Source organism: Pedobacter sp. KACC 23697 (genome assembly GCF_045348445.1).
Lineage (GTDB): Bacteria > Bacteroidota > Bacteroidia > Sphingobacteriales > Sphingobacteriaceae > Pedobacter.
This window is the reverse complement of sequence record NZ_CP157485.1, coordinates 561,393-587,496: the sequence shown is the minus strand read 5'-3', so window position 1 is coordinate 587,496 and position 26,104 is coordinate 561,393. Positions and strand designations below refer to the sequence as shown.

21 protein-coding genes are annotated in these 26,104 nt (G+C 38.9%); 13 read left to right on the top strand and 8 right to left on the bottom strand.

The genetic code is table 11. The features are described 5' to 3' along the window. The first annotated feature begins 22 nt into the window (after nucleotides 1-22). From purH to rodA, 6 genes are all read left to right on the top strand, one after another. On the top strand, nucleotides 23-1,549 hold the full coding sequence (gene purH / locus ABEG20_RS02310; protein WP_406825799.1) for a bifunctional phosphoribosylaminoimidazolecarboxamide formyltransferase/IMP cyclohydrolase: 1,527 nt from the start codon (nucleotides 23-25) through the stop codon (nucleotides 1,547-1,549). Nucleotides 1,550-1,777: 228 nt separating this feature from the next. After that, nucleotides 1,778-2,800 (top strand): rod shape-determining protein, encoded by a 1,023-nt coding sequence (locus ABEG20_RS02305; RefSeq protein WP_010601761.1) that lies wholly within the window; start codon nucleotides 1,778-1,780, stop codon nucleotides 2,798-2,800. Nucleotides 2,801-2,880: 80 nt separating this feature from the next. Further along, on the top strand, nucleotides 2,881-3,720 hold the full coding sequence (gene mreC / locus ABEG20_RS02300) for a rod shape-determining protein MreC (RefSeq protein ID WP_406825798.1): 840 nt from the start codon (nucleotides 2,881-2,883) through the stop codon (nucleotides 3,718-3,720). Continuing rightward, nucleotides 3,713-4,228 carry a rod shape-determining protein MreD gene (locus ABEG20_RS02295; protein ID WP_406825797.1) on the top strand — a complete coding sequence of 172 codons (516 nt, stop codon included), beginning with the start codon at nucleotides 3,713-3,715 and terminating at the stop codon, nucleotides 4,226-4,228. The genes mreC and ABEG20_RS02295 overlap by 8 nt, the downstream gene beginning before the upstream one ends. Then, entirely contained in the window at nucleotides 4,229-6,241 is a 2,013-nt protein-coding gene (gene mrdA / locus ABEG20_RS02290) for a penicillin-binding protein 2 (RefSeq protein WP_406825796.1), read from the top strand. A gap of 2 nt (nucleotides 6,242-6,243) precedes the next feature. Next, nucleotides 6,244-7,506, top strand: a complete 1,263-nt coding sequence (rodA, locus tag ABEG20_RS02285; RefSeq protein WP_406825795.1) for a rod shape-determining protein RodA — start codon at nucleotides 6,244-6,246, stop codon at nucleotides 7,504-7,506. 211 nt (nucleotides 7,507-7,717) lie between these two features. On the opposite strand, the gene ABEG20_RS02280 is transcribed toward rodA, so the two are convergent. Then, nucleotides 7,718-8,944: a hypothetical protein gene (locus tag ABEG20_RS02280; RefSeq protein ID WP_406825794.1), complete on the bottom strand. Its 1,227-nt coding sequence runs from the start codon at nucleotides 8,942-8,944 to the stop codon at nucleotides 7,718-7,720. 588 nt (nucleotides 8,945-9,532) lie between these two features. On the opposite strand from ABEG20_RS02280, the gene ABEG20_RS02275 reads away from it, so the two are divergent. From ABEG20_RS02275 to ABEG20_RS02260, 4 genes are all read left to right on the top strand, one after another. Further along, entirely contained in the window at nucleotides 9,533-10,114 is a 582-nt protein-coding gene (locus ABEG20_RS02275; protein WP_132395000.1) for a thymidine kinase, read from the top strand. Nucleotides 10,115-10,157: 43 nt separating this feature from the next. Next, on the top strand, nucleotides 10,158-10,757 hold the full coding sequence (locus tag ABEG20_RS02270) for a Crp/Fnr family transcriptional regulator (RefSeq protein ID WP_406825793.1): 600 nt from the start codon (nucleotides 10,158-10,160) through the stop codon (nucleotides 10,755-10,757). Between the two features lie 129 nt (nucleotides 10,758-10,886). Then, on the top strand, nucleotides 10,887-11,819 hold the full coding sequence (locus ABEG20_RS02265) for an NAD-dependent epimerase/dehydratase family protein (protein ID WP_406825792.1): 933 nt from the start codon (nucleotides 10,887-10,889) through the stop codon (nucleotides 11,817-11,819). Nucleotides 11,820-11,866: 47 nt separating this feature from the next. Beyond that, nucleotides 11,867-12,685 carry an SDR family oxidoreductase gene (locus ABEG20_RS02260; protein WP_406825791.1) on the top strand — a complete coding sequence of 273 codons (819 nt, stop codon included), beginning with the start codon at nucleotides 11,867-11,869 and terminating at the stop codon, nucleotides 12,683-12,685. 406 nt (nucleotides 12,686-13,091) lie between these two features. On the opposite strand, the gene ABEG20_RS02255 is transcribed toward ABEG20_RS02260, so the two are convergent. From ABEG20_RS02255 to ABEG20_RS02235, 5 genes are all read right to left on the bottom strand, one after another. After that, nucleotides 13,092-16,478 carry an SNF2-related protein gene (locus ABEG20_RS02255; RefSeq protein WP_406825790.1) on the bottom strand — a complete coding sequence of 1,129 codons (3,387 nt, stop codon included), beginning with the start codon at nucleotides 16,476-16,478 and terminating at the stop codon, nucleotides 13,092-13,094. Nucleotides 16,479-16,653: 175 nt separating this feature from the next. Beyond that, entirely contained in the window at nucleotides 16,654-17,511 is an 858-nt protein-coding gene (locus tag ABEG20_RS02250) for an alpha/beta fold hydrolase (protein WP_406825789.1), read from the bottom strand. Between the two features lie 18 nt (nucleotides 17,512-17,529). Continuing rightward, complete coding sequence (locus ABEG20_RS02245; RefSeq protein WP_406825788.1) at nucleotides 17,530-17,997, bottom strand: hypothetical protein; 468 nt, start codon at nucleotides 17,995-17,997, stop codon at nucleotides 17,530-17,532. Between the two features lie 197 nt (nucleotides 17,998-18,194). Then, nucleotides 18,195-18,929: a LytR/AlgR family response regulator transcription factor gene (locus ABEG20_RS02240; protein ID WP_406825787.1), complete on the bottom strand. Its 735-nt coding sequence runs from the start codon at nucleotides 18,927-18,929 to the stop codon at nucleotides 18,195-18,197. Nucleotides 18,930-19,003: 74 nt separating this feature from the next. Next, nucleotides 19,004-20,011: a sensor histidine kinase gene (locus ABEG20_RS02235; protein ID WP_406825786.1), complete on the bottom strand. Its 1,008-nt coding sequence runs from the start codon at nucleotides 20,009-20,011 to the stop codon at nucleotides 19,004-19,006. Nucleotides 20,012-20,218: 207 nt separating this feature from the next. Between ABEG20_RS02235 and ABEG20_RS02230 the strand changes: the two genes are divergently transcribed. Next, a complete protein-coding gene (locus ABEG20_RS02230; protein ID WP_406825785.1) occupies nucleotides 20,219-22,636 on the top strand; it encodes an outer membrane beta-barrel family protein in 2,418 nt (805 codons plus the stop codon). Between the two features lie 80 nt (nucleotides 22,637-22,716). Here the strand turns inward: ABEG20_RS02230 and ABEG20_RS02225 are convergent, their stop codons facing one another. Continuing rightward, nucleotides 22,717-23,199 (bottom strand): GNAT family N-acetyltransferase, encoded by a 483-nt coding sequence (locus tag ABEG20_RS02225; protein ID WP_406825784.1) that lies wholly within the window; start codon nucleotides 23,197-23,199, stop codon nucleotides 22,717-22,719. Nucleotides 23,200-23,304: 105 nt separating this feature from the next. Between ABEG20_RS02225 and ABEG20_RS02220 the strand changes: the two genes are divergently transcribed. Together ABEG20_RS02220 and ABEG20_RS02215 are read left to right on the top strand one after the other, a co-directional pair. Beyond that, nucleotides 23,305-23,589 (top strand): hypothetical protein, encoded by a 285-nt coding sequence (locus ABEG20_RS02220; RefSeq protein WP_293741782.1) that lies wholly within the window; start codon nucleotides 23,305-23,307, stop codon nucleotides 23,587-23,589. A gap of 64 nt (nucleotides 23,590-23,653) precedes the next feature. Further along, nucleotides 23,654-24,256, top strand: a complete 603-nt coding sequence (locus ABEG20_RS02215; RefSeq protein ID WP_406825783.1) for a hypothetical protein — start codon at nucleotides 23,654-23,656, stop codon at nucleotides 24,254-24,256. 157 nt (nucleotides 24,257-24,413) lie between these two features. Here the strand turns inward: ABEG20_RS02215 and ABEG20_RS02210 are convergent, their stop codons facing one another. Beyond that, nucleotides 24,414-26,012: a S41 family peptidase gene (locus ABEG20_RS02210; protein WP_406825782.1), complete on the bottom strand. Its 1,599-nt coding sequence runs from the start codon at nucleotides 26,010-26,012 to the stop codon at nucleotides 24,414-24,416. Nucleotides 26,013-26,104: the final 92 nt, after the last annotated feature.

Below are 26,104 nucleotides of genomic sequence, written 5' to 3'. Positions count from 1 at the left end.
GCGGCTCAAAATTTTCAGTAGAATGAGTCAATCCATTAAAATCAAAAACGCTTTAATCTCAGTATATTATAAAGATGGTTTGGAGCCATTGGTAAAATTGTTGGCCGCACAAGGGGTACAATTATTTTCTACAGGCGGAACAGAACAATTCATCAAAGATTTAAACCTGCCTGTTACGGCGGTTGAAGATTTAACTGGTTATCCATCTATTTTAGGCGGACGTGTTAAAACCTTACATCCAAAAGTATTTGGTGGAATTTTAAACCGAAGGGCATTAGCTGGCGACCAAGAGCAGATTGCTGAATATGAAATTCCTGAAATTGACCTGGTTATTGTTGACTTATATCCATTTGAAGAAACCGTAAAAGCAGGCGGAACACCGGAAGAAATTATCGAGAAAATAGACATCGGTGGTATTTCACTGATCCGTGCCGCTGCAAAAAACTTTAACGATGTGGTGATTATCGCATCAAAAAATGACTATCCTACTTTAGAAGCGCAATTGGCCGCACAGAATGGCGAAACTACTTTAGCACAACGTAAGGCGTACGCTAAAAAAGCATTTCATACTTCTTCTCATTACGACACTGCTATCTTCAATTATTTTAATACCGAGGAGCCACTTGATGTTTTTAAACAAAGTGTTACCGAAGCCAAAACCTTACGTTATGGCGAAAACCCTCATCAAGGTGGTGTGTTTTATGGCGATTTAGATGCCATGTTCACCAAACTGAACGGCAAAGAACTTTCTTACAATAATTTGGTTGATGTAGATGCTGCTGTTGCTTTGATCGACGAATTCGAAGACCCAACTTTTGCGATCTTAAAACACACCAACGCTTGTGGTATTGCTTCGCGCCCAGCAGTTAAACAAGCATGGATCGATGCTTTAGCTTGTGATCCGGTTTCGGCTTTCGGTGGTGTATTGATCACCAATGTGGAAGTTGATCTGGAAACAGCAGAAGAAATCAATAACCTGTTTTTTGAAGTATTGATTGCGCCTTCTTACCAGGCAGAAGCAGTAGAGCTGTTCAGCAAAAAGAAAAACCGCGTTATTTTACAGCGCAATGAGGTTGAATTGAGCAAAAAACAATTTAAAACCTTATTAAACGGTGTAATTGAGCAGGATAAAGATTTAATTATCGAAGGTCCGGAGCAAATGACAACGGTTACAGATAAAGCACCAACCGCACAAGAGCTGAAGGATCTGTTCTTTGCCAACAAAATTGTAAAACACACTAAATCGAACACCATCGTGTTGGTTAAGGATGATGTTTTGATTGCAAGCGGTGTTGGTCAGACTTCGCGCGTTGACGCCCTAAGACAAGCAATTGAAAAAGCGGCCTCTTTCGGTTTCAGTGTTAAGGGAGCTGCAATGGCTTCTGATGCTTTCTTTCCTTTTCCGGATTGTGTTGAAATTGCTGCGGATGCCGGAATTACTGCAGTTTTACAACCGGGCGGATCGATCAAAGATGCCGATTCTGTTGCAAAAGCAAACGAAAAAGGCATTGCCATGGTAACCACCGGGGTTAGACACTTTAAACACTAGTTTTTAGCTTAAAGCAGAAAGATTAAAGCGTAAAGCACATTGCAAATCGCTTTAGCCTTTCTGCTTAGGACTTTTACCTTTGGTCTTTCACCTTTTTTATTTTCTAAACATTTTAATTGACTTAAAAAGAATTTAATAACTGAAGAAAATAAAACTTAAAACAATAAAAAAGCTATTTTTACATTAGGAATAGTATAGATTTGACAAAATAAAGAAAACATACCTTACATGGGATTATTTAACTGGTTTACGCAAGAAGTTGCCATTGATTTAGGTACTGCGAACACCCTGATTATACATAACGACAAAGTAGTGGTAGATGAGCCATCTATCGTAGCTTTCGATCGTACTACAAATAAAGTGATTGCAATTGGCCGTCAGGCGATGCAAATGGAGGGTAAGACCCACGATAATATTAAAACGGTACGCCCATTAAAAGATGGTGTAATTGCCGATTTCAACGCCGCTGAAGCGATGATTAAAGGGATGATCCGTATGCTAAACGGTGGTAAAGGCTGGATGTTTCCTTCTTTACGTATGGTCATCTGTATTCCATCTGGTATTACCGAAGTAGAAAAACGTGCCGTGCGCGATTCTGCTGAAATTGCCGGCGCAAAAGAAGTTTACCTGATCCACGAACCAATGGCTGCCGCTGTAGGTATCGGGATTGATGTAGAAGAGCCAATGGGTAACATGATTATTGATATAGGTGGAGGTACTACCGAAATTGCAGTTATTGCTTTATCTGGTATTGTTTGCGATCAATCTATCCGCGTTGCAGGAGATAATTTCGACTCTGATATCGTAAATTATATCCGCCGTCAGCACAATATCATGATTGGTGACCGTACCGCTGAAAAAATTAAAATTGAAGTTGGTGCTGCTTTACCTGAGTTACAGGATGCTCCTGCTGATTTCGCTGTTCAAGGCCGTGATTTAATGACGGGTGTACCTAAACAGATTACCGTTTCCTATACTGAAATTGCGCACTGTTTAGATAAATCTATCTCTAAAATTGAAGAAGCGATTTTAAAAGCTTTAGAGATTACCCCTCCGGAACTTTCGGCAGATATTTACCAAACTGGTATTTACTTAACCGGTGGTGGTGCGTTATTGAGAGGTTTAGATAAACGTGTTGCAGCCAAAACGAAATTACCTGTTCATGTTGCAGAAGATCCGCTTCGTGCAGTAGTACGCGGAACTGGCATCGCCCTTAAAAACATTGGCGGATATAAATTTTTAATGCAATAAAACACGGAAAATGGAAGATGTATGATGGATGATGTGTTGACTCCATTATACATTTCCCATCTTCCATTTTACCTAAAAATATGCGTAACCTTTGGATTTTCATCAGCAGATACAACGCATTTTTCTTATTTATCATTTTTTTTGTTGTTGGCATTTACCTAACGGTTAAAAACAATGCTTATCAGCGAAGCATCACCTTAAATTCCAGTAATGAGGTTGTAGGCACTGCATATGAAAGGCTAAATGTTTTTAAACGATATTTAAACCTTGGCATGGTTAACGATAGTCTTGCTGCAGAAAATGCTAAACTTAAAAGCCAGTTACTGGGGTTAACTACGGTAGATACAGCGAAAGATGTTAAAGTAGTAGATACAGTGAGCGATCAGCAATACACTTATCTGGCTGCCAAAGTGATTAAAAATTCGATCACTTTGCGCAACAACATCATGACCATTAATAAAGGAACTGTTGATGGCATTAAAAGTGGTATGGCCGTTATTGCCCCTCAACGCGGAGTAGTCGGTTTTATCCGCGATGTTTCTGCGCATCTATCCACCATCCAGTCATTATTGCATAAAGACACAAAGATCAGTGTAACCTTGAAAAAAAACCACGCACTTGGCTCATTGGTTTGGGGCGATGGAAATTTCGATATTAAAAAGGCATTTGTAAAAGAGGTACCCAACCACATTAAAATGTATGTTGGCGATACGGTTGTAACTTCTGGCTATGGCTCCTTTCCTGCCGGGGTTCTGGTCGGAAAAATTAGCAAGGCGAATGTGGCCACGAATGATAATTTTTTATCAGCAGAATTAAATTTGTTTACTGACTTTAGCACATTGCAATATGTATATGTAGTTAAAGATAAAAGAGCTGATGAGCAAAAAGCTTTAGAAAGCATAGCTAAACCCAATGAATAGCAGAATCATCATTGTAAATATGATCAGGTGGTTTTTACTACTTTTTGTGCAGATATTTTTGCTCAAGAATATGGGCTTTTACGACCTTTCCACACCTTTTATCTACGTATTGTTTTTACTTCTGCTTCCATTCGGCATCCCTAATATTTTACTGTACGCACTGGCCTTTGCAACCGGATTAACGCTTGATGCTTTCTACGATACCATGGGTGTGCACGCCACGGCTTGTGTGGTTCTGGCCTTTGTAAGAATTTCTTTTATATCCATCAGTTTAAACCGCGACGCCATTGATGATCCGGAACCATCATTAAGTTATATGGGTTTCCAATGGTTTTCACTTTATACTTTTCTTTGTGTAGCGGCACATCACCTGGTGTTATTTTTTCTGGAAACATTTAGGCTAACCGAAGTGGGTTACACCTTAATGAGATGCGGCTTAAGTTGTATCTTTACACTGCTTATTATTTTTTTGGTAGAGTTTATATTCTATAAAAGAACACCACGCTAAATGGATCAGTTATTTAACCGAAAATATATCGTTCAGGGATTATTTATCGTAATCGCCCTGATTTTATTGGGAAAGTTATTCTATATCCAGATTATCAGCGATAAAGCCTTTAGCTCTGCCGAAAGTAACGTACTCCGTAAAATTTATAAATACCCTGCCCGCGGTGCCATCCTCGATCGGAACATGAAGGTAATTGTGCAGAACGAACCCGTTTACGATTTAATGGTTACCCCAAATGAGGTTAAACCATTCGATACGCTTGGATTAGCTAATGCTTTAGAAATTACCGTTGAAGATGTACGTAAAAAACTAAAAAAAGCAAGGGCACAATCGTCTTATCAATCTACGTTTTTCGAAAGGCAGATTTCGGTACAAAGTTATGCACGTTTACAGGAAATTATGTACCGTTTTCCAGGTTTCAGAACACAGGACAGAACGATCAGGCACTATCCGGACAGCATAGCCGGCCAGCTTTTTGGATACGTCAAGGAAGTAAGTCCTGATGATATTGAAAAATCGGAAGGTTATTATAAACCAGGCGACTTTATCGGAAAAAGTGGACTGGAGCGTTCTTATGAAGATTTTTTAAGGGGAGAAAAAGGTGTAATCAATACGTTGTACGACGCCAAAAACATTGCCCAGGGTAGTTATGCCAATGGAAAATACGATATCAATGCTGTATCGGGAGACCGGTTGATTTCTTCTTTAGACATCAGAATCCAGCGCCTTGGAGAAGAATTAATGAAAAATAAGGTAGGCGCAATTGTGGCGATTGAGCCTTCTACCGGAGAAATTCTGGCATTTATAAGTAGTCCCGGTTACGACCCTAACCAATTAGTGGGTAAAGATTGGGGGAAAAACTACATGAGTTTGATCGCAAACCCTTACCGCCCACAGATTGTAAGGCCTATTGCCGGTCAGTATTCTCCCGGATCATCATTTAAGCCGGTTGATGCATTGGTTGCCCTGCAAGATGGTGCCATCGATCCAAATACAACCTTTTTCTGTCCGGGCTATTATATGGCCGGAAACCATAAAGTAAAATGCGAGCACGTTGATGGGACCATTAATATGCAACGCGGTATTGCACGATCCTGCAACACCTATTTCTGCCATGTTTTTCAGAGCATCATCACTAAAAATGGAATGAAAAATCAGCGTCAAACCTACTCAAAATGGCACGATCAGATTTCTAAATGGGGTTTTGGCCAGAAACTGGGTATCGATATGCCTTTTGAAAAAAAGGGTATATTTTATCAGGCTGATCATTATGATAAAATTTATGGCAAACGATGGGGATACACCACAGTAATTTCGCAGGCCATTGGTCAGGGTGAGATTACCTCAACCCCATTACAAATGGCCAACGTAATGGCGGCAATTGCCAACCGGGGCTATTATTTAAAACCGCATTTAATTAAAGGTATAGGCGATAAAAATGTAGTAAAGAAAGAGTATGTGGTTAAAAACTATGTGGGTGTAGATGAAAAATACTTTCCTATTGTAATTGATGGCATGCGGGATGCGGTGAACAGTCCCTGGGGAACAGCAAAAGAATCCCAGATACCTAATATTGTAATGTGCGGTAAAACCGGAACCGTACAAAATCCACATGGTAAAAACCACTCGGTTTTTATTGGTTTTGCCCCTATGGACAAGCCTAAAATTGCTATTGCCGTAATTGTAGAAAACGGTGGCTATGGAGGATCATATGCTGCACCGATATCGAGTTTTATCGTTGAAAAATATTTAACCGATAGCATTAAGCCACGTTCGAATGGTTATACCGTTAAAGCGTTCTCCGAAACCAACCTTTTACCTGCTTTAATTGATAAGACGAAAAAGATTAAACTGACCAAATTAGAAGACAGTTTAAAGCTAAAAAAAGCCGATTCGCTCAAAAAAGTTAAAGACAGCTTAAAAATAAAACCGGCTGTATTAAAACAAACCGTTGCTTCTAAGCCGAAAGTAAATCAACCCATTGTAAACCAAAAACCTGTAACCCATAAATAAAAATGCAACAACAGGGAAACCGTTTCTTTTTTAATGTAGATTGGATTACTGTTTTAATCTATATTGCTTTATGTGCAGTTGGTTTTATCAATGTTTATGCTTCTATCTACAATCCGGATAAAGCAACTGGGTTCGATTTTGCAAGCAGTTATGGCAAACAGTTAATTTATGTCATTACCGGCCTGATACTGGGCTTATCTATCTTATTGTTCGACGGTAGGTTATTTAACGTATTTGCACCCTTTATTTACGGAGCCACGTTATTTTTACTCGTAGTGGTACTCTTTGTAGGGAGAAATGTGGGCGGAAACCAGGCCTGGATCCCTATTGGTTCTTTTAGGTTGCAGCCTTCAGAGTTTGCCAAGTTCGGTACTGCCTTGCTGCTGGCGAGATATGTAAGCACATTTAACCCCAAATTCAGGGATATTAAATCCATCGTCATTGCCGGTTTAATTGTATTGGCCCCGCTTTTATTAATTATGCTGCAACCCGATACGGGCTCTGCACTGGTTTTCCTTGCCTTTATGTTCCCTCTATACCGGGAGGGGCTGTCTGGTTATTTCCTCTTGATTTTTCTTGGAATGATTGTACTGTTTGTGGCCGATTTTCTGGTACCCACTTACATCCTGGTTATTATCCTAACCACTATCGGCGGACTTTTTATCTATAACAACAGGCGGAAACAGAAAATCATTATTTCTACGGTATTGGTCACCATCATTGCCATTGCTTATTTATTTGTGGTTAAAATTGCCTACGAAAAAGTTTTAGCGCCGCACCAACGTAGCCGTATCGAGCTCATGTTAGGCCTTAAAGCCGATAATAAGGGCGCCGGTTATAATGTCATCCAATCGCAGATTGCCATTGGTTCAGGACAGGCCACCGGTCGTGGTTTTTTACAGGGCACGCAAACTAAATACGGTTATGTACCCGCGCAAAGCACCGACTTTATATTTTCGACCATAGGCGAAGAATGGGGCTTTGTGGGTTGTTCGGTTGTAATAGGCTTGTATATGTTTTTATTGCTCAGATTGATCAATCTGGCAGAAAGGCAGCGGTCTACCTTCTCAAGAATTTACGGCTACAGTGTGGCCTGCATCCTCTTTTTCCATGTATTCATCAATATCGGCATGACCATTGGTATTATTCCTGTAATCGGGATTCCGCTACCCTTTATTAGTTACGGCGGTTCATCATTATGGAGTTTTACTATCCTGTTGTTTATATTTTTGAAACTGGATTCTAACCGTATGGGATTTATTTAGTCCTAAGTTTGTAGTCCGTAGTCAACACAATTACTCGTAAGTGACCTTATTAAAATAATTCATTTCGGGCGGAGTGCAACGCAATCTTGAAGAGCGCTTTTGATTTAGATTTCTCCATTTCGCTACGCTTCAGTCGAAATGACGACTTTTTTAATAGTACGATTATAAATTTATTCTAAACGCCCTCCGCTAAACGCCTGTCATTCCCCGCTTACTTACTAAACCTTCTGTTTAACAGTTCATAAAACTGATCAACAGTGGCTTGTTTACTGGCCCAGTTATTTTTGGCTGCATAATTATTTTGAAGGAAGCTATCTGCGGCTTCAAAACTGCTCATTTTGTTAATGATATCAATTACTTCCGAATAGGCTAAATTATACCCGTTAAAAAGATCTTTAATGAAAAGCAATTTCTCATTTAAATTAATGGCCTGTTTTAAATCGGCAATCGGAGCTTTAACGGGCTCATCGTTTTTTCCATTTGTTTGGGCAAGCAACTCATTTAAACTTGGTGCAGGCTTAACTACTGCGGGCTGCGGAGTGGGTTTTACAGGAACCGCTTCAGGCCTGAATAAAGGGCGATCCTCTTCTACTCTTGGCGATATAATAGGATCATCAAATTTAACATCTTTCAGTGCCTCAATCGGTTGAGTAGCACCTGCAGGTTTAGGTTCTTCCACCTTAATCGCAACCGGCTCTTCAGTCTCAGCTGAAACAGGCTCTTCTTTTTCAATTACCTCAGGCGTTTCTTCTTCGTGCGGAATTAAAAAAGGCTCAGGACCAATTTCATCCTCTTCAGCTTGTAGCGGCTCTTCCTGGATAGCTAAAGCATCTTCCTTCTCGTGAATGATCTTTTTACGTGCTAAAATCTCTGCTTCTTCTTTACTTAAAGGACGGTCAAAAATTTCTTCAACAGATCCGCTAGCTATCGGATTGGCTTCATAATCAAACTGATCGTTTTCATGATGGGTATTTAGTACGAATTCGAAGGTATGGTCGTCCTGGTCGGGCTTAAAGAAATCCTTATTCAAAAGCGAAGCTGCTTTTTCTTCTTCAATCCTTTCATCATCAATCACCTCCTGTTCCGGTTTTACATCTACGCGTTCTTCCTCTTCCTCGGCCATTACTACTTCTTCCAGTTTATTTGGATCTGAAAGCGCATCAGCTTCTGCATAACTTTTTTCAGCTTCTGGCAATATAATGGTATTCTGTTCGGCCAACAAGGTCCGGTTTCCGGCTTCAGCTGGCTTATTTTCTATGGTGGCATTTAATTTTTTGACAATATTAACATGATCAGAAAGGAAATGCGCATTGGCCAGAAAAAGCTCCAGTTCCAAATCGTTTAATTGTTGAGGGTTTTGAGCTAAAAACTGGTATTGCTCATTCAACTCTGTTAAAATACTGCCAATCTTTCTGAAAATATCTTGTTGGTTCATCATAAAATTAAAACGAATTTTTAGCCGATTTATGTTGGTAACGACGTGTTCAAAAATAACACATAATTCTCATATTTATTTTATCATTAGTAATCCTTAGAAAGTAACATTTTAATATCTGTAACCAATCTAGCATTTGCCAAAATGGATCATTGTATATCACTAACCCATTAATATCTTTATTGTTTGTCCATAATCAGCCATACTTATAATTTTTGGAAGAATAATTATATTTGACTTATGGGTCTAATAGAAATATTACTTATTTTAATCTCTATCGCTATCTTCTACGCTCTAGGCAGGTATGGAAGAGATACATGGTTTGGTTTTGGTGGTTCGGTATTATTGGGGATATTTACTACCCCCATTATTGCATTTATAATTATTTCCTTTTTCTTTAAAAAGCATCTATAAAATCTGATCTAACTCTGTCCAAAAGTATCACAGATCTTCACACACCATCCCTTATTACCGAAACAAATAAAATTTTAACCCATCATGTTGGTAACTAAGTAGCCAAAAATCGTGCATAATTCTCATATTTGTTCGGTTTAAAAATTATAGAACACAGACAGGGAAATAAAAACAGGCATGTTATTTAGCGAACAAAATTTTAGGAGAAGGGGCGAATTTTCAGGAAGTATAGAAGTAGTGTGTGGTTCTATGTTTTCGGGTAAAACGGAAGAACTGATCAGAAGGCTAAAGCGGGCACAGATTGCTAAACTGAATGTCGAAATTTTTAAACCCCGTACCGATACGCGCTACCATGAAACTGCAGTGGTTTCGCACGATTTAAACTCAATCAACTCTACGCCTGTAGATAGTGCTTCGGCCATTTTATTACTGGGCACCAACACCCAGGTGGTGGGTATAGATGAGGCCCAGTTTTTTGATAATGAATTGCCTGATGTTTGCAATAAACTGGCCCTTAGGGGCATACGTGTTATTGTTGCCGGCTTGGATATGGATTTTACAGGCAAACCTTTTGGCCCGATGCCTGCTTTAATGGCCATTGCCGAGCATGTGACCAAAGTAAATGCAGTTTGTGTTTGCTGTGGTAACCCCGCACTGTTCAGTTACCGAACAGTTGCCGATGAAGCTACCGTTTTATTGGGCGAAAAAGAAAGTTATGAGCCACGTTGCAGGGCTTGTTATAATCTCGACAAAGGATAAGCATATTAACTAATCTGTATCTTTAACCCATATTTGTATGGATATGGATAAACAAGCTCAACTGGAAGCATTTAGAAAGGGTATTGCCCAATTTGTAACCTTTAACGATACAGAATGGGAAATCTTTACGCCATACCTTAGTTTTTCAAACCTAAGCAAAAAAGAACATTTTGCAGTTGAAGGAAAAGTGTGCGACTACATGTGCTTTATTACGCGTGGTGCCGTTCGCTATTACCATATTAAAGACGGGCAGGAAATAACCGGCTACTTTAGCTTTGAAAATGAGTTGATGAGTGCCTATAAAAGTTTCCTGAAACGTACACCCAACAGCAATTATATTCAGGCGCTTGAAGAAACACAATTGGTGTTGATCTCCTACCAAAATCTCCAGCAAATGTTAAATCATCCGCTATTGGCATTAAAAATAGAACGTTTTGGTCGTTTAATTGCTGAATATTACATCTGCTGTTACGAAGACCGCGTAACCGCCTTTATTACGCAAACACCTGAAGAGCGTTACATCGCACTCGAAAAAACAGCAAAAGATGTTTTCCAGCGCATTCCCCAACACTTTATTGCCAACTTTTTAGGCATTACGCCCGTTTCACTCTCCCGGATCCGTAAACGAACACTCTTGTACTAAAAAAGCTGACAACCTTCTAACAAGCGGGCTATTAAAGGTGTCAACCTGAATAAACTGAAATCCTTATCTTTTGTTAACGTTTTCACGGTTACCTGAAGCATAACTTTGAATCAATCAAAATACAAAGATATGCATACCATACTTGGCGCCGGCGGACCAATAGCCAACGCACTAACCAGTGAATTAACCAGCGCTAATGAAACCATTAGGTTGGTGAGCCGTAAACCAATATCCACAAACAACCCAAAAGTAAGCTGGGTCAGGGCCGATTTATTAAATGAAACTGAACTTTTTGCTGCAGCCGAAGGTTCGGAAGTAATTTACCTGTGTGCAGGTTTGGTTTACGACATTAAAATATGGCAGGAACAATGGCCGGTTATTATTCAACATGTAATTAACTTAACTAAACATACTGGGGCAAGATTAATCTTTTTCGATAATGTTTATATGTATGGCCTGGTTAATGGTCCAATGACAGAAGATACACCTTACCATCCATGTAGTTTAAAAGGAGAAGTAAGGGCAAAGGTAGCTGAACAATTAATGGGCGAAGCTGAAGCAGGCAACATAAATGTAACCATTGCCCGTGCGGCAGATTTTTACGGAGCAGATTCCATGAACAGCTTTTTTGATATGATGGTGCTCGATAAGTTTGCCAAAAAAGAAAAAGCACAATGGATAGGCAACCCCAATACCCTACACAGTTTTACTTACATCGAAGATGCTGCGAAAGCTTTATTCCTGTTAGGACAAACACCCGGTTCAGGCAACCAAATCTGGCATCTACCTACAGCAGCTCCTTTAAAAGGAAAAGCTTTTTTAGAAATGGCTGCAAGAATTTATGATACCAAACCTCAGTACCTGATTATTAATAAACTAATGTTACGCCTGATTGGTTTATTTAAAAAAGTAGTTGCCGGCACCGTAGAGATGTACTACCAGTATAACCATGATTACCACTTCGATTCTACCAAATTTGAAAAGGCCTTTAACTTTAAGCCTACAGCTTATGATGATGGGATTTTGAAACTATCAAAAACGATGTATAAAAAACAGAATTAAAGTGAGTAAGTGCAAATTATAATACTAACTGATTATCTTTAGCGCAAATGATTCAAGATAGTAATAAGGATAGCAGTATTAAAACCGTATCGATTTTAGGCTGTGGTTGGTTTGGCCTGGCTTTAGCCAAAAAACTGATCGGGTTAAATTATACCGTTAAAGGTTCTACCACAAGTCAGGAAAAATTAGCCGTCCTTCAAACGGAGCATATACAGCCATTTTTAGTCAAGTTTACGACAGAATCGATTGTGGCAGATGCTACTTTTTTTGAGGCAGATGCCCTGTTTATCTGTATCCCGCCAAAGCGCAACTCTGCTGAACTGCTTGATTATCCAAATAAGATAAATTCCATTTTGGCCGTGGCGAAAGATAAATCGAAACAGGTGGTGCTAATCAGTTCGACCAGTGTTTATGCAGATGAAAACAGAACAGTAAATGAAGACAGCGAAACCATGCCGGATACAGATTCGGGAAAGGTTGTTTTAGCTGCTGAAATATTATTTAAGAAACTTTATGCTGAAAAATGCACAATTATCCGCTTTGCGGGCTTGATTGGCCCAGACCGTAACCCTGGAAGATTTTTCGCCGGAAAAACCAACATTCCGAATGGTTTGGCTCCGGTAAACCTGATTCACCAAACAGATGCTGTAGGCGTTGCGGTAAAACTCCTGGAAAAAAAAGCATTCGGCAGAACATATAATGCATGCTCACCAAACCATCCTGCAAAAATGGATTTTTATGTTGAAGCGGCCAAAACCTCGGGTTTAGCCATTCCTGAATTTATTGCAGAAAAGAAAGACTGGAAAATTGTGGAGAGTTTGAATGTACCGAAATACCTGGATTACGAATTTGAGGTGGGAATTTAAATTTTCGCCTTACAGGAGTTACATTATCAGTCGCATCGTCATTTCGAGCGTAGCGGAAATCTTTGAAACTTAAACAACATTAAAGATTCTCGACTTCGTTGCACTCCGCTCGAAATGACGATCAGATAAGACACATTAGTTTCTCTACAAACCAAGCCTAGATTCATTAGCGGGTCCTTAGACAAGCTACCATTGACCGAACCCTGAACCCTATAGTACGGTCGTCATTCCCGCGCATGCGGGAACCACGAAGTGCTCAGCGTAGCTAATCTTAAAGCGCTTGCATTACGATTCCCAATCAAGTTGGGAATGACGATCTTTCTATAGATATCACCTAACAAAATTCGTCTGTCAATCATATTGATTTTATACCAAATTATTTTTCAGGATGACAATATAGATAAATTTAACCCAACAAGCCCAATAGCTCTTTCTTAGTTAAATTTTTAAAGAAACTACCCTCTGTCTGGATCAGATCTTTAACCAGATCCTTTTTTGTCGCCTGAAGTTTCATGATTTTTTCTTCAATCGTGTCAGGGCAGATTAAACGGACAGCCATTACATTTTTATGCTGGCCAATTCTGTATGCTCTATCTATAGCCTGTTTTTCTACCGCGGGGTTCCACCATGGATCAACCAGGTAAACATAATCGGCTTCAGTTAAATTCAATCCCGTACCACCTGCTTTTAAACTGATCAGAAAAACCGATATATCGGCATTCTCCTGAAATGAAGCTACCGCTTCTGCTCTTTTTCGTGTTTGCCCGGTGAGGTATTCATACCTGATTCCTTTACTTTCCAATTGCTTTTTAATCAGATCAAGCATGGTTACAAATTGAGAAAAAACGAGAATTTTATGTTTACCAGCTTTGCCTTCAATCTGCTCTATTAACACATCAATTTTTGAGGAAGCCTGCAGATAAGACTTTCCATCAGCCAGCAAGGCTGCCGAATTACAGATCTGCCTTAAAGTGGTAATGCTTTTTAATACATGCATTGAACTTTTAGGCAGTTCATCTTCCTGTTTACCTAAAATATAATCCTGAATTTCCTTTTTGTTCGCTTCGTATACTTCGCGCTGTTCCGCTCCCATTTCGCAATAAAGTATGATTTCAGTTTTATCGGGAAGCTCTTTCGCTACCTGTTCTTTCGTTCTGCGGAGCACAAACGGCCTTATTTTTTTTTGAAGCTCTTCTGCCCTTCTACTATCTTTAAACTGATCGATCGGTGTAGAATATAAATCGGCAAACTGCTGTTTACTACCAAACAAACCCGGACAAGCAAATGACAGCTGCCCATATAAATCAAAAGTATTATTCTCAACCGGCGTTCCCGTCATCGCTACTTTATTTCGTGACTGAAGCATCCTAACGGCCTTGTAACGCTGCGAATCTGGGTTCTTGATCAGCTGCGATTCATCTAAAAAGATATAGTTAAAGCGATAATCTTTTAAAAAACGGATATCAGAAAGCAAGGTTCCGTATGAGGTTAAAATAATTTCGTAATCATCAAAAGTATCAGTTGTTTTAGTCCGTTCGCCGGCATAAATGGTTTTTACTTTTATAGATGGTGCAAATTGCTCTACTTCGGCCTTCCAGTTAAATATTAACGATGCGGGCACCACCACCAGATTGGTATTGTGTTTTACTTTTTCACGCTGTGATAAAATGAAAGCCAAAACCTGGATGGTTTTACCCAATCCCATATCATCGGCCAAACAGGCACCAAAGTTAAAGTCATCTAAAAAGTTGAGCCAGTTTAAGCCATCTTTCTGGTAATGACGCAAAGTTGCGGTTAAGCCTTTTGGTACCTCAACCTCCTGGATAGCGCCGGTTCCTTCAAATTTCTGCTGGTACAGTTTTAATTCATTTTTTACATCACCATCCAGCAAAGCATCTTCGTAAAGTTCGTTTATAGAAGCAAACTTAATTTTTGGCGTCAGAATGGCATCCTCAGTTACCTCGCCAGCACTAAAATAAGCGGCAAATTTTTCGATCCACTCCTGGGGCAGCATGCCTTGAGTTCCGTCATCAAGTGTTACAAACTTACTTTTGTTCCTGATCGATTTATGGAGATGTTTTAGTGCCACCTGTTGTTTTCCAAACTTCACTTTTACTTTGGTTTCGAACCAATCTGTTCCGCTGATTACCTCGATGTTAATTTTAGCCTGAAATTCACTCCGTTTATTGTTTTTGAGCTGGTTGAACCCTAAAATATGAATGCCTTTATTCCGCCATACTTCAAAAGCATCCAGGAACCAGGCTTCTTCCAGAAACCGTTTGCGGTGCAGATAAAAAGAATCGTTGGTTTCCTGATCGTAGAAATATGGGTGTTGTTTTAAAATGTTTCCGATAAACTGCAACTCAGCCGCTTCATCACGATGCAGGGTAAAAAGATTGCCCAGTTTATCCTGAGCCTGAATCTGTTTTTTAGACAATACAGGAATTTCCAGGTTCCCATATCGCATGACCGGGGTAAGGAAAATATAATCTTCAGATTCTGAAAGATAAATTAATTGCTCGTTTTCGAGATCAAAACCTTTTTCTTCGATCTGGCTTTTGGTAGCAGGTTTTAAATAAGAATAATCCACATGAATACTGCCCTCCAGAGGTACCAGAATAAGCTTTTGAAATTCGTGGTATTTAGTTTTATGCAGGATTAACCTATTACTCTGTTTTTTGAAAAACCCGATTACCCGCAAAAAATCCAGCCGGCCGATTAAATAAAGTTGATGGTGAAGTTTAACAAAATACTGGTGTACCAATACCAGGCTATCCAGCTCGTATGATTTTCCTTCAATAATCAACCGGCCTGTAATTTCGTAATAATCATCACGTTGGTTTACCGAAAGGTGTAAATCTACTTCCAGCAGATGTGCATCAACCGCGGTAATGGTGGAGGCCTGAATAGGTCCAGACTGCTTACTATCCTGCAAATAAAAAGGAATGTGTTGAGGATTTTTCACGATCGCTTTTAAAGCTTCAATTTCTGCCTCGCTTTGATCCTGATGATAGTTCTGCTGAAAAGTGGCAATGCCACTATAAAACTTTACCTGATCGTTATCATTGGTTTTAAATAGTAAATCAGCCGGGTTGATTCCTTTTACAGGATTTTTAACCTGACCATTTTTGGTGATTTTAGCTTCGAATAATTCTACCGTTAAATGGTTGTAATAACGGTGCTGCCCAAAAACCAGGATCATGTTATCTGGTTCGCTTTTGATGGGCACTTTTGCTTTGGATTGATTTGCCGGGAATAAAAGTTCCTGTAAATTTTGCCGGGCTTCTTTGTTGAATGGCTGGAGGTTACCCATTTTCGGCCGGATTGCAACCTGGCCATTTTCGTAACGGAGATTAAACAGCAGATCAAGATGATCTTCTTTTTCCAATCCATAATCGATTGCAATTTTGGCAAGCTTTTGTTTCCGCAGGTTACTGTCGAAAAAAATAAGCAGATCCTGGCGTTGAAGGATATTGTACAAAACCCTCGCCTGGTGCTCGCATAGCTTGTTTTTGGGTGTAGCGCAACGGCAGCAGAGTTTAACAGCATTTTCATTTTGCTGCACCTGAACAACTGGAAAAGGCAATCCGGAAGCTTCATCGCTAAAAGCTGCAAAATCGATCTCAATTTGTTCCGGAAAGAGCTGATAAAAACCCTTAACATCCGTATGGATCAATCCGCTTAAGTGTTTGAGGATAACAATCTGGCTCAGATCTTTCAGGTTAAAATCCTTTAAAATATAATCGTAAGGATTTTCTTCTGATACTGTATACGCCGTTACCTGTTCACTCATTTAAACTGAAATAGTTGAATGATAAAAGTAATCATTAATAAGTTTTAGCTAAAACTCCATTTTGATTTTTTATACACAATTTAGTTGATATGGACGGGAAGATTTTTTTTACCGGGCGCGACAGATGTTATCATGTGAAGAACAGGTCTACCCTATGCTTCATCACAATGGCGATTTAAGGCATTGGAATTGCAGAAATTCGCTGCACGATATCTTCAATTACATCAGCAGATTTTAGAATTTTATAATGCCCGACTTCTTCAAATGATTTGGCGCTTATTGCAGGATTCTTAGCTAAAAATTCTTTTAGATATAAATATGGTGAAATATGATCTGCAGGATCATAAATCAGAAAATGATCTAAATCGGCACTTAACTGATAAAGTTCAGTCAGGTTAAAATGATCGGCAGGAACAGGAAATTCTTTGGCAAAGTTACTAAAAAACACCTCCTGATCTTTAGTTGCAATATTTACCGTGTCTAAACTTTGCTCAAAATTCTCTTTCAGCCTGATTAATGGTGCAATGCTAATGAGCAGATAAGGCTTTGAACCAAGCGCCTGCAAAGCAACAACATTGGCCATACCACCAAGTGAATGTCCAATCAGGACATCGGGTTGTGCATAATTTAAAGCAATCGATTTTACCGAATCGGCATATAACATCAGGTTAGAAAATTCGGAGATCGAACTTCCGTTACCAGGTGCATCAAAAGCAATGATCTCCAGGTCTTCTATTTTCCGGAGTTCGACAATCAGCTCATAAAAATCTAAAGCTTTTGAGGCCCAGCCATGCGTAAGCAATACTTTTCTTTTTCCATTTCCCCAGCTAAAACAGTTAATCGTTACGTTGGCATTGGTAAAATAGGTATCAAAAACGGGAAGGCTAAACTGTTTTGATGCAGCAATAAGCTGTTCCTGATGCAGGCGTAGTGGCATTTTTGGGGAGTAAAAAATAAACTCACGCATTAAAGCTGCATCAGGCGTTGCCTGTGTTAATTTAAGCTCGTTTACAATTTGTTTTAGCCTTTTCAATTCGAGCTTATTTATGGGTTAAACCAAATGCGATTTTAAATCTGCAGGAGAATAATTGATCGATTTTAAAGTCTTATCGTCAGACTTTCTGAATACCAAAAATAGTCCATCTATTTCTTTGTAATAAGATTCGGTTCCGTCTTTATCTAAATAGAACCGGATGGTTTGTTCGGCCTCTTCTACCGTTTTACAGGCTTTGCTCATGTTAGAGCGATGAACTTCGTCAAATAAAGTTTTAAATTTTCCACCCAGGCCAAACTCGTGAATGGCACCTGCCAAAACATATTGCAAATCGCAAAGGGCATCCGCAACTTCTACCAGGTCATCATTTTCTACGGCCTCCTGCAATTCTTTCAACTCTTCCGCTAAAAGCGAAATACGCAAATTTGCCCGCTGCTTTGAAGGAATTATCGGATTTTCCAAAATGGGATGTTTAAACGTAGTGTGAAATTCTGCAACCTGGTTGAGCGAATTTGTTTCTTGCATGGTGGTATTTAATTTAAACTTGATGCAGCAAACTTAAAAAAAACGGAAGAAATATTGGGGAGAATTTATGCACAGATTGTTTAATCGGTTAATTGGTTAACTGAAAATTGCAAACTGAAAACTGAATAGATTGTTGAATCGGTTAATTGTTTAAATCGGTTAACCGAAAATCGCAAACTGAAAACTGAAGAAATCGATTAATTATTCTTCTTCCCTTCCCTCACCACTTTAAAAAACTCTTCTTTATAGGTTTCGCCAATGGGGATAGATTGATCACCAATATAAACCGTATTTCCATCAATCATTTTGATCTTTTCCAGAGAAATGATATAGGATTTATGGACGCGGTAAAAAGGTGGCTGAGGCAGTTCTGTTTCCAGCTCACGCAGTGCCTGGTAAGTGACAATCCTTTGTGTGCCCGTATAAACCGAAACATAATTTTTCAAGCCCTCTATATAGAGAATATCTTCATAATCAACTTTAATAAACTTGTTTTTGGTATCGCCTTTAATGAAAATAAAATCGTTTACCTGGGCTACCGGCTGCACCACCATTTCTTGTTGAACAGGCATTACGGGCATTAGAATCTGTTGCGCTTTCGTAGCTGCTTTATAAAAACGCTCGTAAGAAATTGGTTTAAGCAAATAATCTACCACATCCAGATCAAAACCTTCTAAAGCATATTCAGGATACGCTGTAGTGAGGATTACCTTGCACTTACCACCACAGATTTTCAAAAACTGAATCCCCGTTAACTCAGGCATCTGTATATCTAAAAAAACAAGATCCACTTTACCCTCCTGAACCAGATTAAGTGCTTCAAAAGCGTTGGTAGTGGTTCCAACCAAATCTAAAAATGGGGTTTTATTGATAAAGGCAGCAATAATATCTGAGGCATAAGACTCATCATCAACGGCAAGGCAACGGATCATAGGTGAAGGTTATGGGTTAGTGTTTATCATTTGCGTTTGGGAAACTAAAATATTTCAATGATACAAATTATCCATCAGAGATTTAAAATCAAAGTACTTTTATAAGTATTACCGTTGTTGGAAATTAATAACTCGTGTCTTTCAGGATAGATCAGTTCTAACCTTCGGTGGATATTCACCATACCCACACCGCTGGAGTGGTCTTTCTGTGCATGACTGATCTTATTGCTCACCTCGAAACTTAATCTTTTACTCTGCACTTTCAGCTTAATGCGCACTGGCTGAGTTTCATCATTGACCACACCATGTTTAAAAGCATTTTCAACAAACGGGATCAATACCAGCGAAGCTATTTTTTGATCAGCAATTCCCTCTGTTATAAAATCGACGTAAAACTTGGGTTCAAAACGCATTTTAAAAAGTGCTACATAACTCTCTAAATATTCCAATTCCTTACTCAGACTTACTTTACCATCCGGGCTATCGTTCAAGGTATAACGCATCAGGTCTGACAAACGCAAAACAGCATTGGCCAACTGATCTGAAACGGGAATAGCCAGCGAATAAACATAATTTAAAGTATTATACAGGAAGTGTGGATTGATCTGCGATTTCAAAAATGAAAGTTCGGCCTTAACCACTTCCTCCTTCAGTTTACGGTTAGCCTGTTCTGATTTAAAGCTCTGTTCAATTCCATATGCCGCAGCTGGTACCACAATAAAAGCTAAACTCCAATAAATATTATCAGATATATAGTTCCATGCCGTTACACCATCATCATAATTATGAAAACCAAACCATTTTCTATAGAGAATCTCTTCTATTAAATACCGAAGTGATGTAAAAACGGCCATGGTAAATAAAATACCGCCTATTAACTGGGGTAATTTGTTTCTTTTCAAAAACCTTGGATATACCCATGCATAACAAATGTAGAATTCTATCACCTGTATAAAATTCATAGAAATGCTAAAAGCAGATTGTCTGAAGGTTGTGCCATCAATTAAATGACCACCATAAAAATAGCCCAAAACAAGCAACCAGCCAAGAATATGAATAGAAATGATTTTAATTGTTTTCATAGTCCAAAACTAGACAAAGCTTTTTTCAATGCCTATTTTCTTATTCCAAACGGGCAAATAATTATCCCAACCGCTACATTTTAAGGATGAACGCCAATTATACTTTAAAAATGGATTGGGATAATATTTTAAAGGGTTGGGATCATATAATTTTTAGGGTGACGCAACCACATCATCTTTGAATCGTCAATATTAAAAACCAACACGATGATGAATCCTTTATTTAAATCCATTCTTTTTGCCCTGCTTATTTTTAATTTTCAAACTGCGCTTGCTCAAAACATTAAAGTATCTGGAACCATTACCGACAAAAGAAATAAAACACTCGATTATGCATCCGTTGCATTAATCCACTTACCCGATTCGGTTTCAGTTGCTTTACAGGTTACCAATCAACAAGGTGTATACGAATTCAGCAATATTAAACCTGGCAGGTACCTCATTAAGGCCTTAATGATGGGCTTCGAAAAAAACCAGTCTGCACCATTTGAAGTAAAAGATATGGCCGTAAAAGTCCCATTAATTATACTGGCAGATCAGTCTCAAAACCTGAAAGAAGTAAATATTGTATCAAAAATGCCTGTAATAGACCAGAAGGCAGACCGGGTGATTGTAAACGTAGAAAAAATGAATACTGCAGGTGATAATGCACTGGAAGTAATCAGCAGATCGCCCGGTGTAAAACTGGATAAAGACGATAACATTGTACTGAAAGGTAAAAAAGGAATTAATGTAATGATTGATGGTAAGATGAGCTATATGACGGGCCTGGAGTTAACCACCTACTTAAAATCGCTGCCCGGATCTGTATTAAGCAAAATAGAATTGATTTCTAACCCTCCATCTTCTTTTGATGCCGCGGGTACAGCAGGGATCATCAACATTAAACTTAAAAGAAACAAAATGCAGGGATTTAACGGAAACATGAATATGGGAGGTGGTTATGGCCGTTATGAAAAAGTTTACGCAGGTACCAACCTGAATTATAATATCGGTAAGGTGAGTACTTATGTACGTTTAGACGCCGGACATTTCAACTCATACAACAGGTTAACATTAAACAGAACCATTGGGGTTGAGCAGTATAACCAGATTAATTTCTGGCACCCGATAACCAACAGCTTAAATTATTCTACAGGCGCCGATTATTTTATCAACGAGAAACATACCTTAGGGGTAATGGTAAAAGGCTTTACCGCTCCTGAAGAAACAAAGGTAAACAGCAACTCGGTAAATTATAATGCGGCCGGCATAAAAATGGGCGGAACATCCATGTTTAATCCACAAAGTAATACAGAGAAAAACCATGCCTTTAACCTCAACTACCGTTTCAAAACCGATACGCTGGGCGGAGAATTGGGGTTTGATGCAGATTATGTTCAATACGATAACAGCAAAAACGAAACTTTTACTAATAATTACCTCGACGCAAACGACCAGTTGATCGGGAATCCTATCGATTTACGCAATAAAGGCATGGGAAATGTTTCTATCTATTCTATCAAGGCTGATTATAGCTTAAATTTCTCAAAAACACTAAAAATGGAAACCGGGTGGAAAAGCAGCTGGGTAAAATCGCAGAGCGATGTACGCTTCGACTCTTTAAAAACAGCAGGTTGGGTTAACGATCCGGGGAGAACCAATGCTTTTATATACAACGAAAATATTAATGCAGGTTATCTTTCCCTCGACCAAAGTTTTAAAAATATACAGATTAAAGCGGGTTTACGTGCAGAACAAACTCTAGGTAATGGCAGCTCATCAGGTACGAATACCTTAATTGACCGCAAATACTGGAAGCTTTTCCCAACACTTTTTGTTTCTTTAAAAGTCGACTCGAACAACCTCATCACCGCCGCATACCGCAAGAGTATCAACAGACCATCTTACAGCAGCTTAAATCCGTTTACCTTTTATTCCGATCCATACACTGCTCTGCAAGGAAATCCTTTGCTACAACCATCATATGCGAATAGTTTCGAATTTAATTATTCGATTAAGAACTTCAGGGTATTGACTTTAAGTTATTCCGTAAACAATGGTTCGATATCGGAAGTGGTTTATCAGAACAATAGTACAAAAGAAAGTATTTCCAGACCGGAAAACCTAAACCGCACCACAAACTTTTACATGGCCACGGGAAGTCCTTTTGATGTAACCAAATGGTGGAACAACAGCACCGAAGTTTCAGCAGGATTTAACCGGACCCAATCAGCTGTACAGGGAAGCGGTTTCAATGCTTTCTCCTGGAACTGGTCAGTAGTTATGGATAATACCATTACTTTGCCTAGAAACTATAGTTTATCAGCTTACGCCTTTTACGATTCGCCATCCGTTAACGGTCTTTTCCGCAACTTAGAAAGTTATCAGCTCAACGTTGGCGTTAAAAAATTATTCTGGAACAAAAATGCCACACTGGCACTAAAAGTAAACGATATTTTTAATACGAGTAAATTTAGGGCCAACCTCGAATACAATAACATTAAAACTTACTGGCAAAATGAATGGGAAAGCCGCAGGGTAAACCTAAGTTTCACCTATAAATTCGGGAATATGAAAATCAAAACTGCCCGTAAAAGACAAACCGGAACAAGCGATGAAGAAAACAGGGTAGGCAAAAATTAAAAATAAAAGTAAAATAAAATCGGTTAACTGAGCTGGATTTCTGCAGTTAACCGATTGACCGGTTTCGTCAATTAAACCAGTTATAAAACCAGTAACATCCAAATATTACAGGCATAGTGACCAGAATTGCCCAGCGGACCATCGAGTTTTTTAAACCCAGCCTTTTCGTACATGGTAATGGCTTTGGCAAGTTCCGGAAAAGACTCCAGATAAATTTCATTATAACCAAACTGCTGCGCAGATGCGATGCTTTTTTCCATCAGCATTTTGCCAATGCCTTTACCACGCGAAGCCGGAAGGGCATAAAATTTAACAAGTTCAACACAACCTTCCGGCAAGCCAGCTGTTGGATAAATTCCGCAGCCACCAATAATAACCCCTTCCTCTTCGGCTAACCAATAAGCAGATTTAGGGTGTTCAAAAAGTGCCGACAAATCGTCGGTTGTTGGGTCGGTATAAACGGTACCTGGCTTATCTACTTTAAATTCTCTTAAAACCGCTCTAATCATAGAAGCGGTAGCCATATTATCTTTCGCAGTTATTTTCCTAAGGGTAATGGACATATCTTATCATTTTATTCAAAATTAAAAAACAACCCATTGTTTTAAAATAAATGCAAACAAAATACAATTAAATTCCATTATCAATATTAAAAATACATTTATACCATGGAAAACGAAGAAAACCAAAAAGAGACAACACTGGGCAACGATCATCCAAAACCAACAGATAATGTACAGCTGGAAATAGAAACCGTAACACCATCAACAGAAAAGGAAACAGCTCAACCAAATGAGTCGGCACAAAAAGCCGGTGAAGCAGAAGATCAGGAAAAAGCAAAATCTAACAATCAGGTTGAAAAAGCAGAGGCAACAGCAAAACCTGCTGAAGAAAGTAAAACCGATGACGATGATAAACGGGACGATATTGAAACCACAACACCGAGCGCCTAAGTTAATTTTGGTTAAACGCATATTGCAGCTGAAATAGTTTTGGTATTTTGGCGTTATGAATGATATGAAAAAGAAACTATTGCTTTTTTTGTTTACCATAAGCATTTTTGGCTGTGGCATAAACAGGCAGGCGCAGCAGATTAAAGCGCTGGAAGACTGCACCTATAAGATTACCGGAGTAAAACAGATATCGATTGCAGGCACTGATGTTAAAACATTAATGGATCAGCAAAGCTTTAGTTTAACGAGTTTGCCAGGTGTTGCACTAGGCTTGTTAAGAAAAGACATTCCTTTAAAAGCGAACCTGAATTTAGAAATCACCAACCCATCGGGCAATTTAGCAGCGATTAATCAGTTTGAATATAAGATATTAGTTAACAACACCGATCTTGCAGAAGGTATTGTCAATCAGAACGTAAGCATTGCGCAAGGTCAAACCGTTACTGTTCCAGTGCAGTTAACGAGCAATATCTACGGATTGATTTCTAATGGTAACGTTTTTAATGATATTATCAAGGCGGCAAAAAAAGGATCATCATCAAAAGATGAAAAATTAGGGTTATTGACCATAAAAATAAAACCAACCTTTATGCTGGGCAATACACCTGTTAAATATCCGGGTTACATTACGATTAATAAAGATATCAGCAGTAAAATACTGTTATAAATAAGCATTAATATAACAAAAATTAGAATATTGTAATAAGAATAGTGTCATCCTGAGCTTGTCGAAGGACTTTCGATCATGTTATCAAAAGCGTTTCGACAGGCTCAACGTGACATTTTATTTTACAAAACCCACTTATGCTCATCAAAAAGCTTCATTAAAATCTCTTATGAGGTGTCATAACCATTCCCTTAAAACCATTGGGATCCAGTTTTTCGTCAAGCTCCCTTAACTGATCGATCGATAATTTTGGTACTGCTGTGGTTGATGTACTCAAACTGGATGTTTTTTTCACGGTAGTTACAAAATTACCATTCTTAGCATATGTCAATGCGTAATTCAGCAAGGTCTCGGTTTCATCGCCCCATGTTTTGCTTAAATCCTCTGGCGATTCTTTATCAACTGTAAGGCCAGAATAATAACCGCCAATACCAAGTTTGTTTTTGGTTTCAAACTCAGGAATATACATATCTACCTTATCTATTCTGATGGGGAAGAAACCCACAGGCTTACCATACGTTGTTCTGCCAATTAACTTGACATCCATTACCGGTTTTAAGCTATTAATGGTTAGCTCGCTGGCAGATGCAGTTGCGCCCGTTACAATAAAATAAACCCTGTTTAATGTTAAGCCGCCAGATTTTGCAAATTTCTCTACATTATCGGCTGCTGTTGGCGAATAATTTAAATCTGCATAAGTAGCATACTTTCCATTTACGCCCGTAGTAAAAGTCTGTAATTTACCCGCATCGTCTAATAAGGGCTGGTGTGCCAAGACAGAGGTTTTACGTTGGGCAGTAGTAATGTTTTGCAGGTAATTGTTGTAATAAGAAGTAAACATCGTATTACCGTTTTCTCCTGCCGGGGCCATCAGATTGATCATTTCAATAGCTGTTGAAACATAGCCCCCGCCATTATAGCGTAAATCAACAACTACTTCACTAACGCCCTGGGTTGCAAAATTAGAAAAAACTGCACTTATTGCGGAAGAAGCATTATTGGTAAAACTATTAAATACGATGTAACCCACTTTTTTCGTACCAACTGTATAAACATTTGTAAACAATATCGGGTTAACCGTGTATATACCGCTTGATATAACGGCTGTTTTAGGGTTACCGGCAATATCATTAAAAGCTAAAGTAACCGTAGCATTTGTACCAAAAATTGCGTTATTTAAAAAATTAACTGCGCCAGGGTAAGTCAGATCGGTTCTTCCGTTCACACTGGTTATTCTACAGCCACGCGTTAAACCCTGCAGTGCGGCAGGTGAGTTTGGATAAACATATTTCACCATCAGATCTGTGGTACTATTGTAGTTGTACTGAACAGAAAAACCATAATCATTGGCAGAACCGTTTACATCGGCTTTAAGCGACCCTGTTTTTCCTGTTGTAGCTGCCGTGTAATCGAAGAACGAATATTTAGGTTCACCAGAAGTACTCACATATTCATATGGCTTTCCTGTTGCCGGATCCAAGGAATACTGTGTCATGGCGTATAGTTCTGCTTCATTCGAACTAAATCTCCTTGGGTTAAATACTTCATAGGTGGGCAGCGAAGTATTCCAGTAATAAAGCTCTTTTCCGTATAAAAAAATAGAATCTTTGGTCAGTTCATCCCGCGTTCCGCTGGGCGTTGTTACAACAGGCGGGACTTCGGTTTCAGGTACTGTATTGCTCTTTTTGCAGCCGCTGATCGCCCCAAAACTTAAAAAACCCAGTGTTACCAGGTAAATGAATTTCTTATTTCTCATAGAAATTATTGTAGTATAATGTTCAATATACGTATCAGGCAATGGTAAAGTTGTTTGAAAATAAAGTTTTATCTATTCTAAACTCAATCACA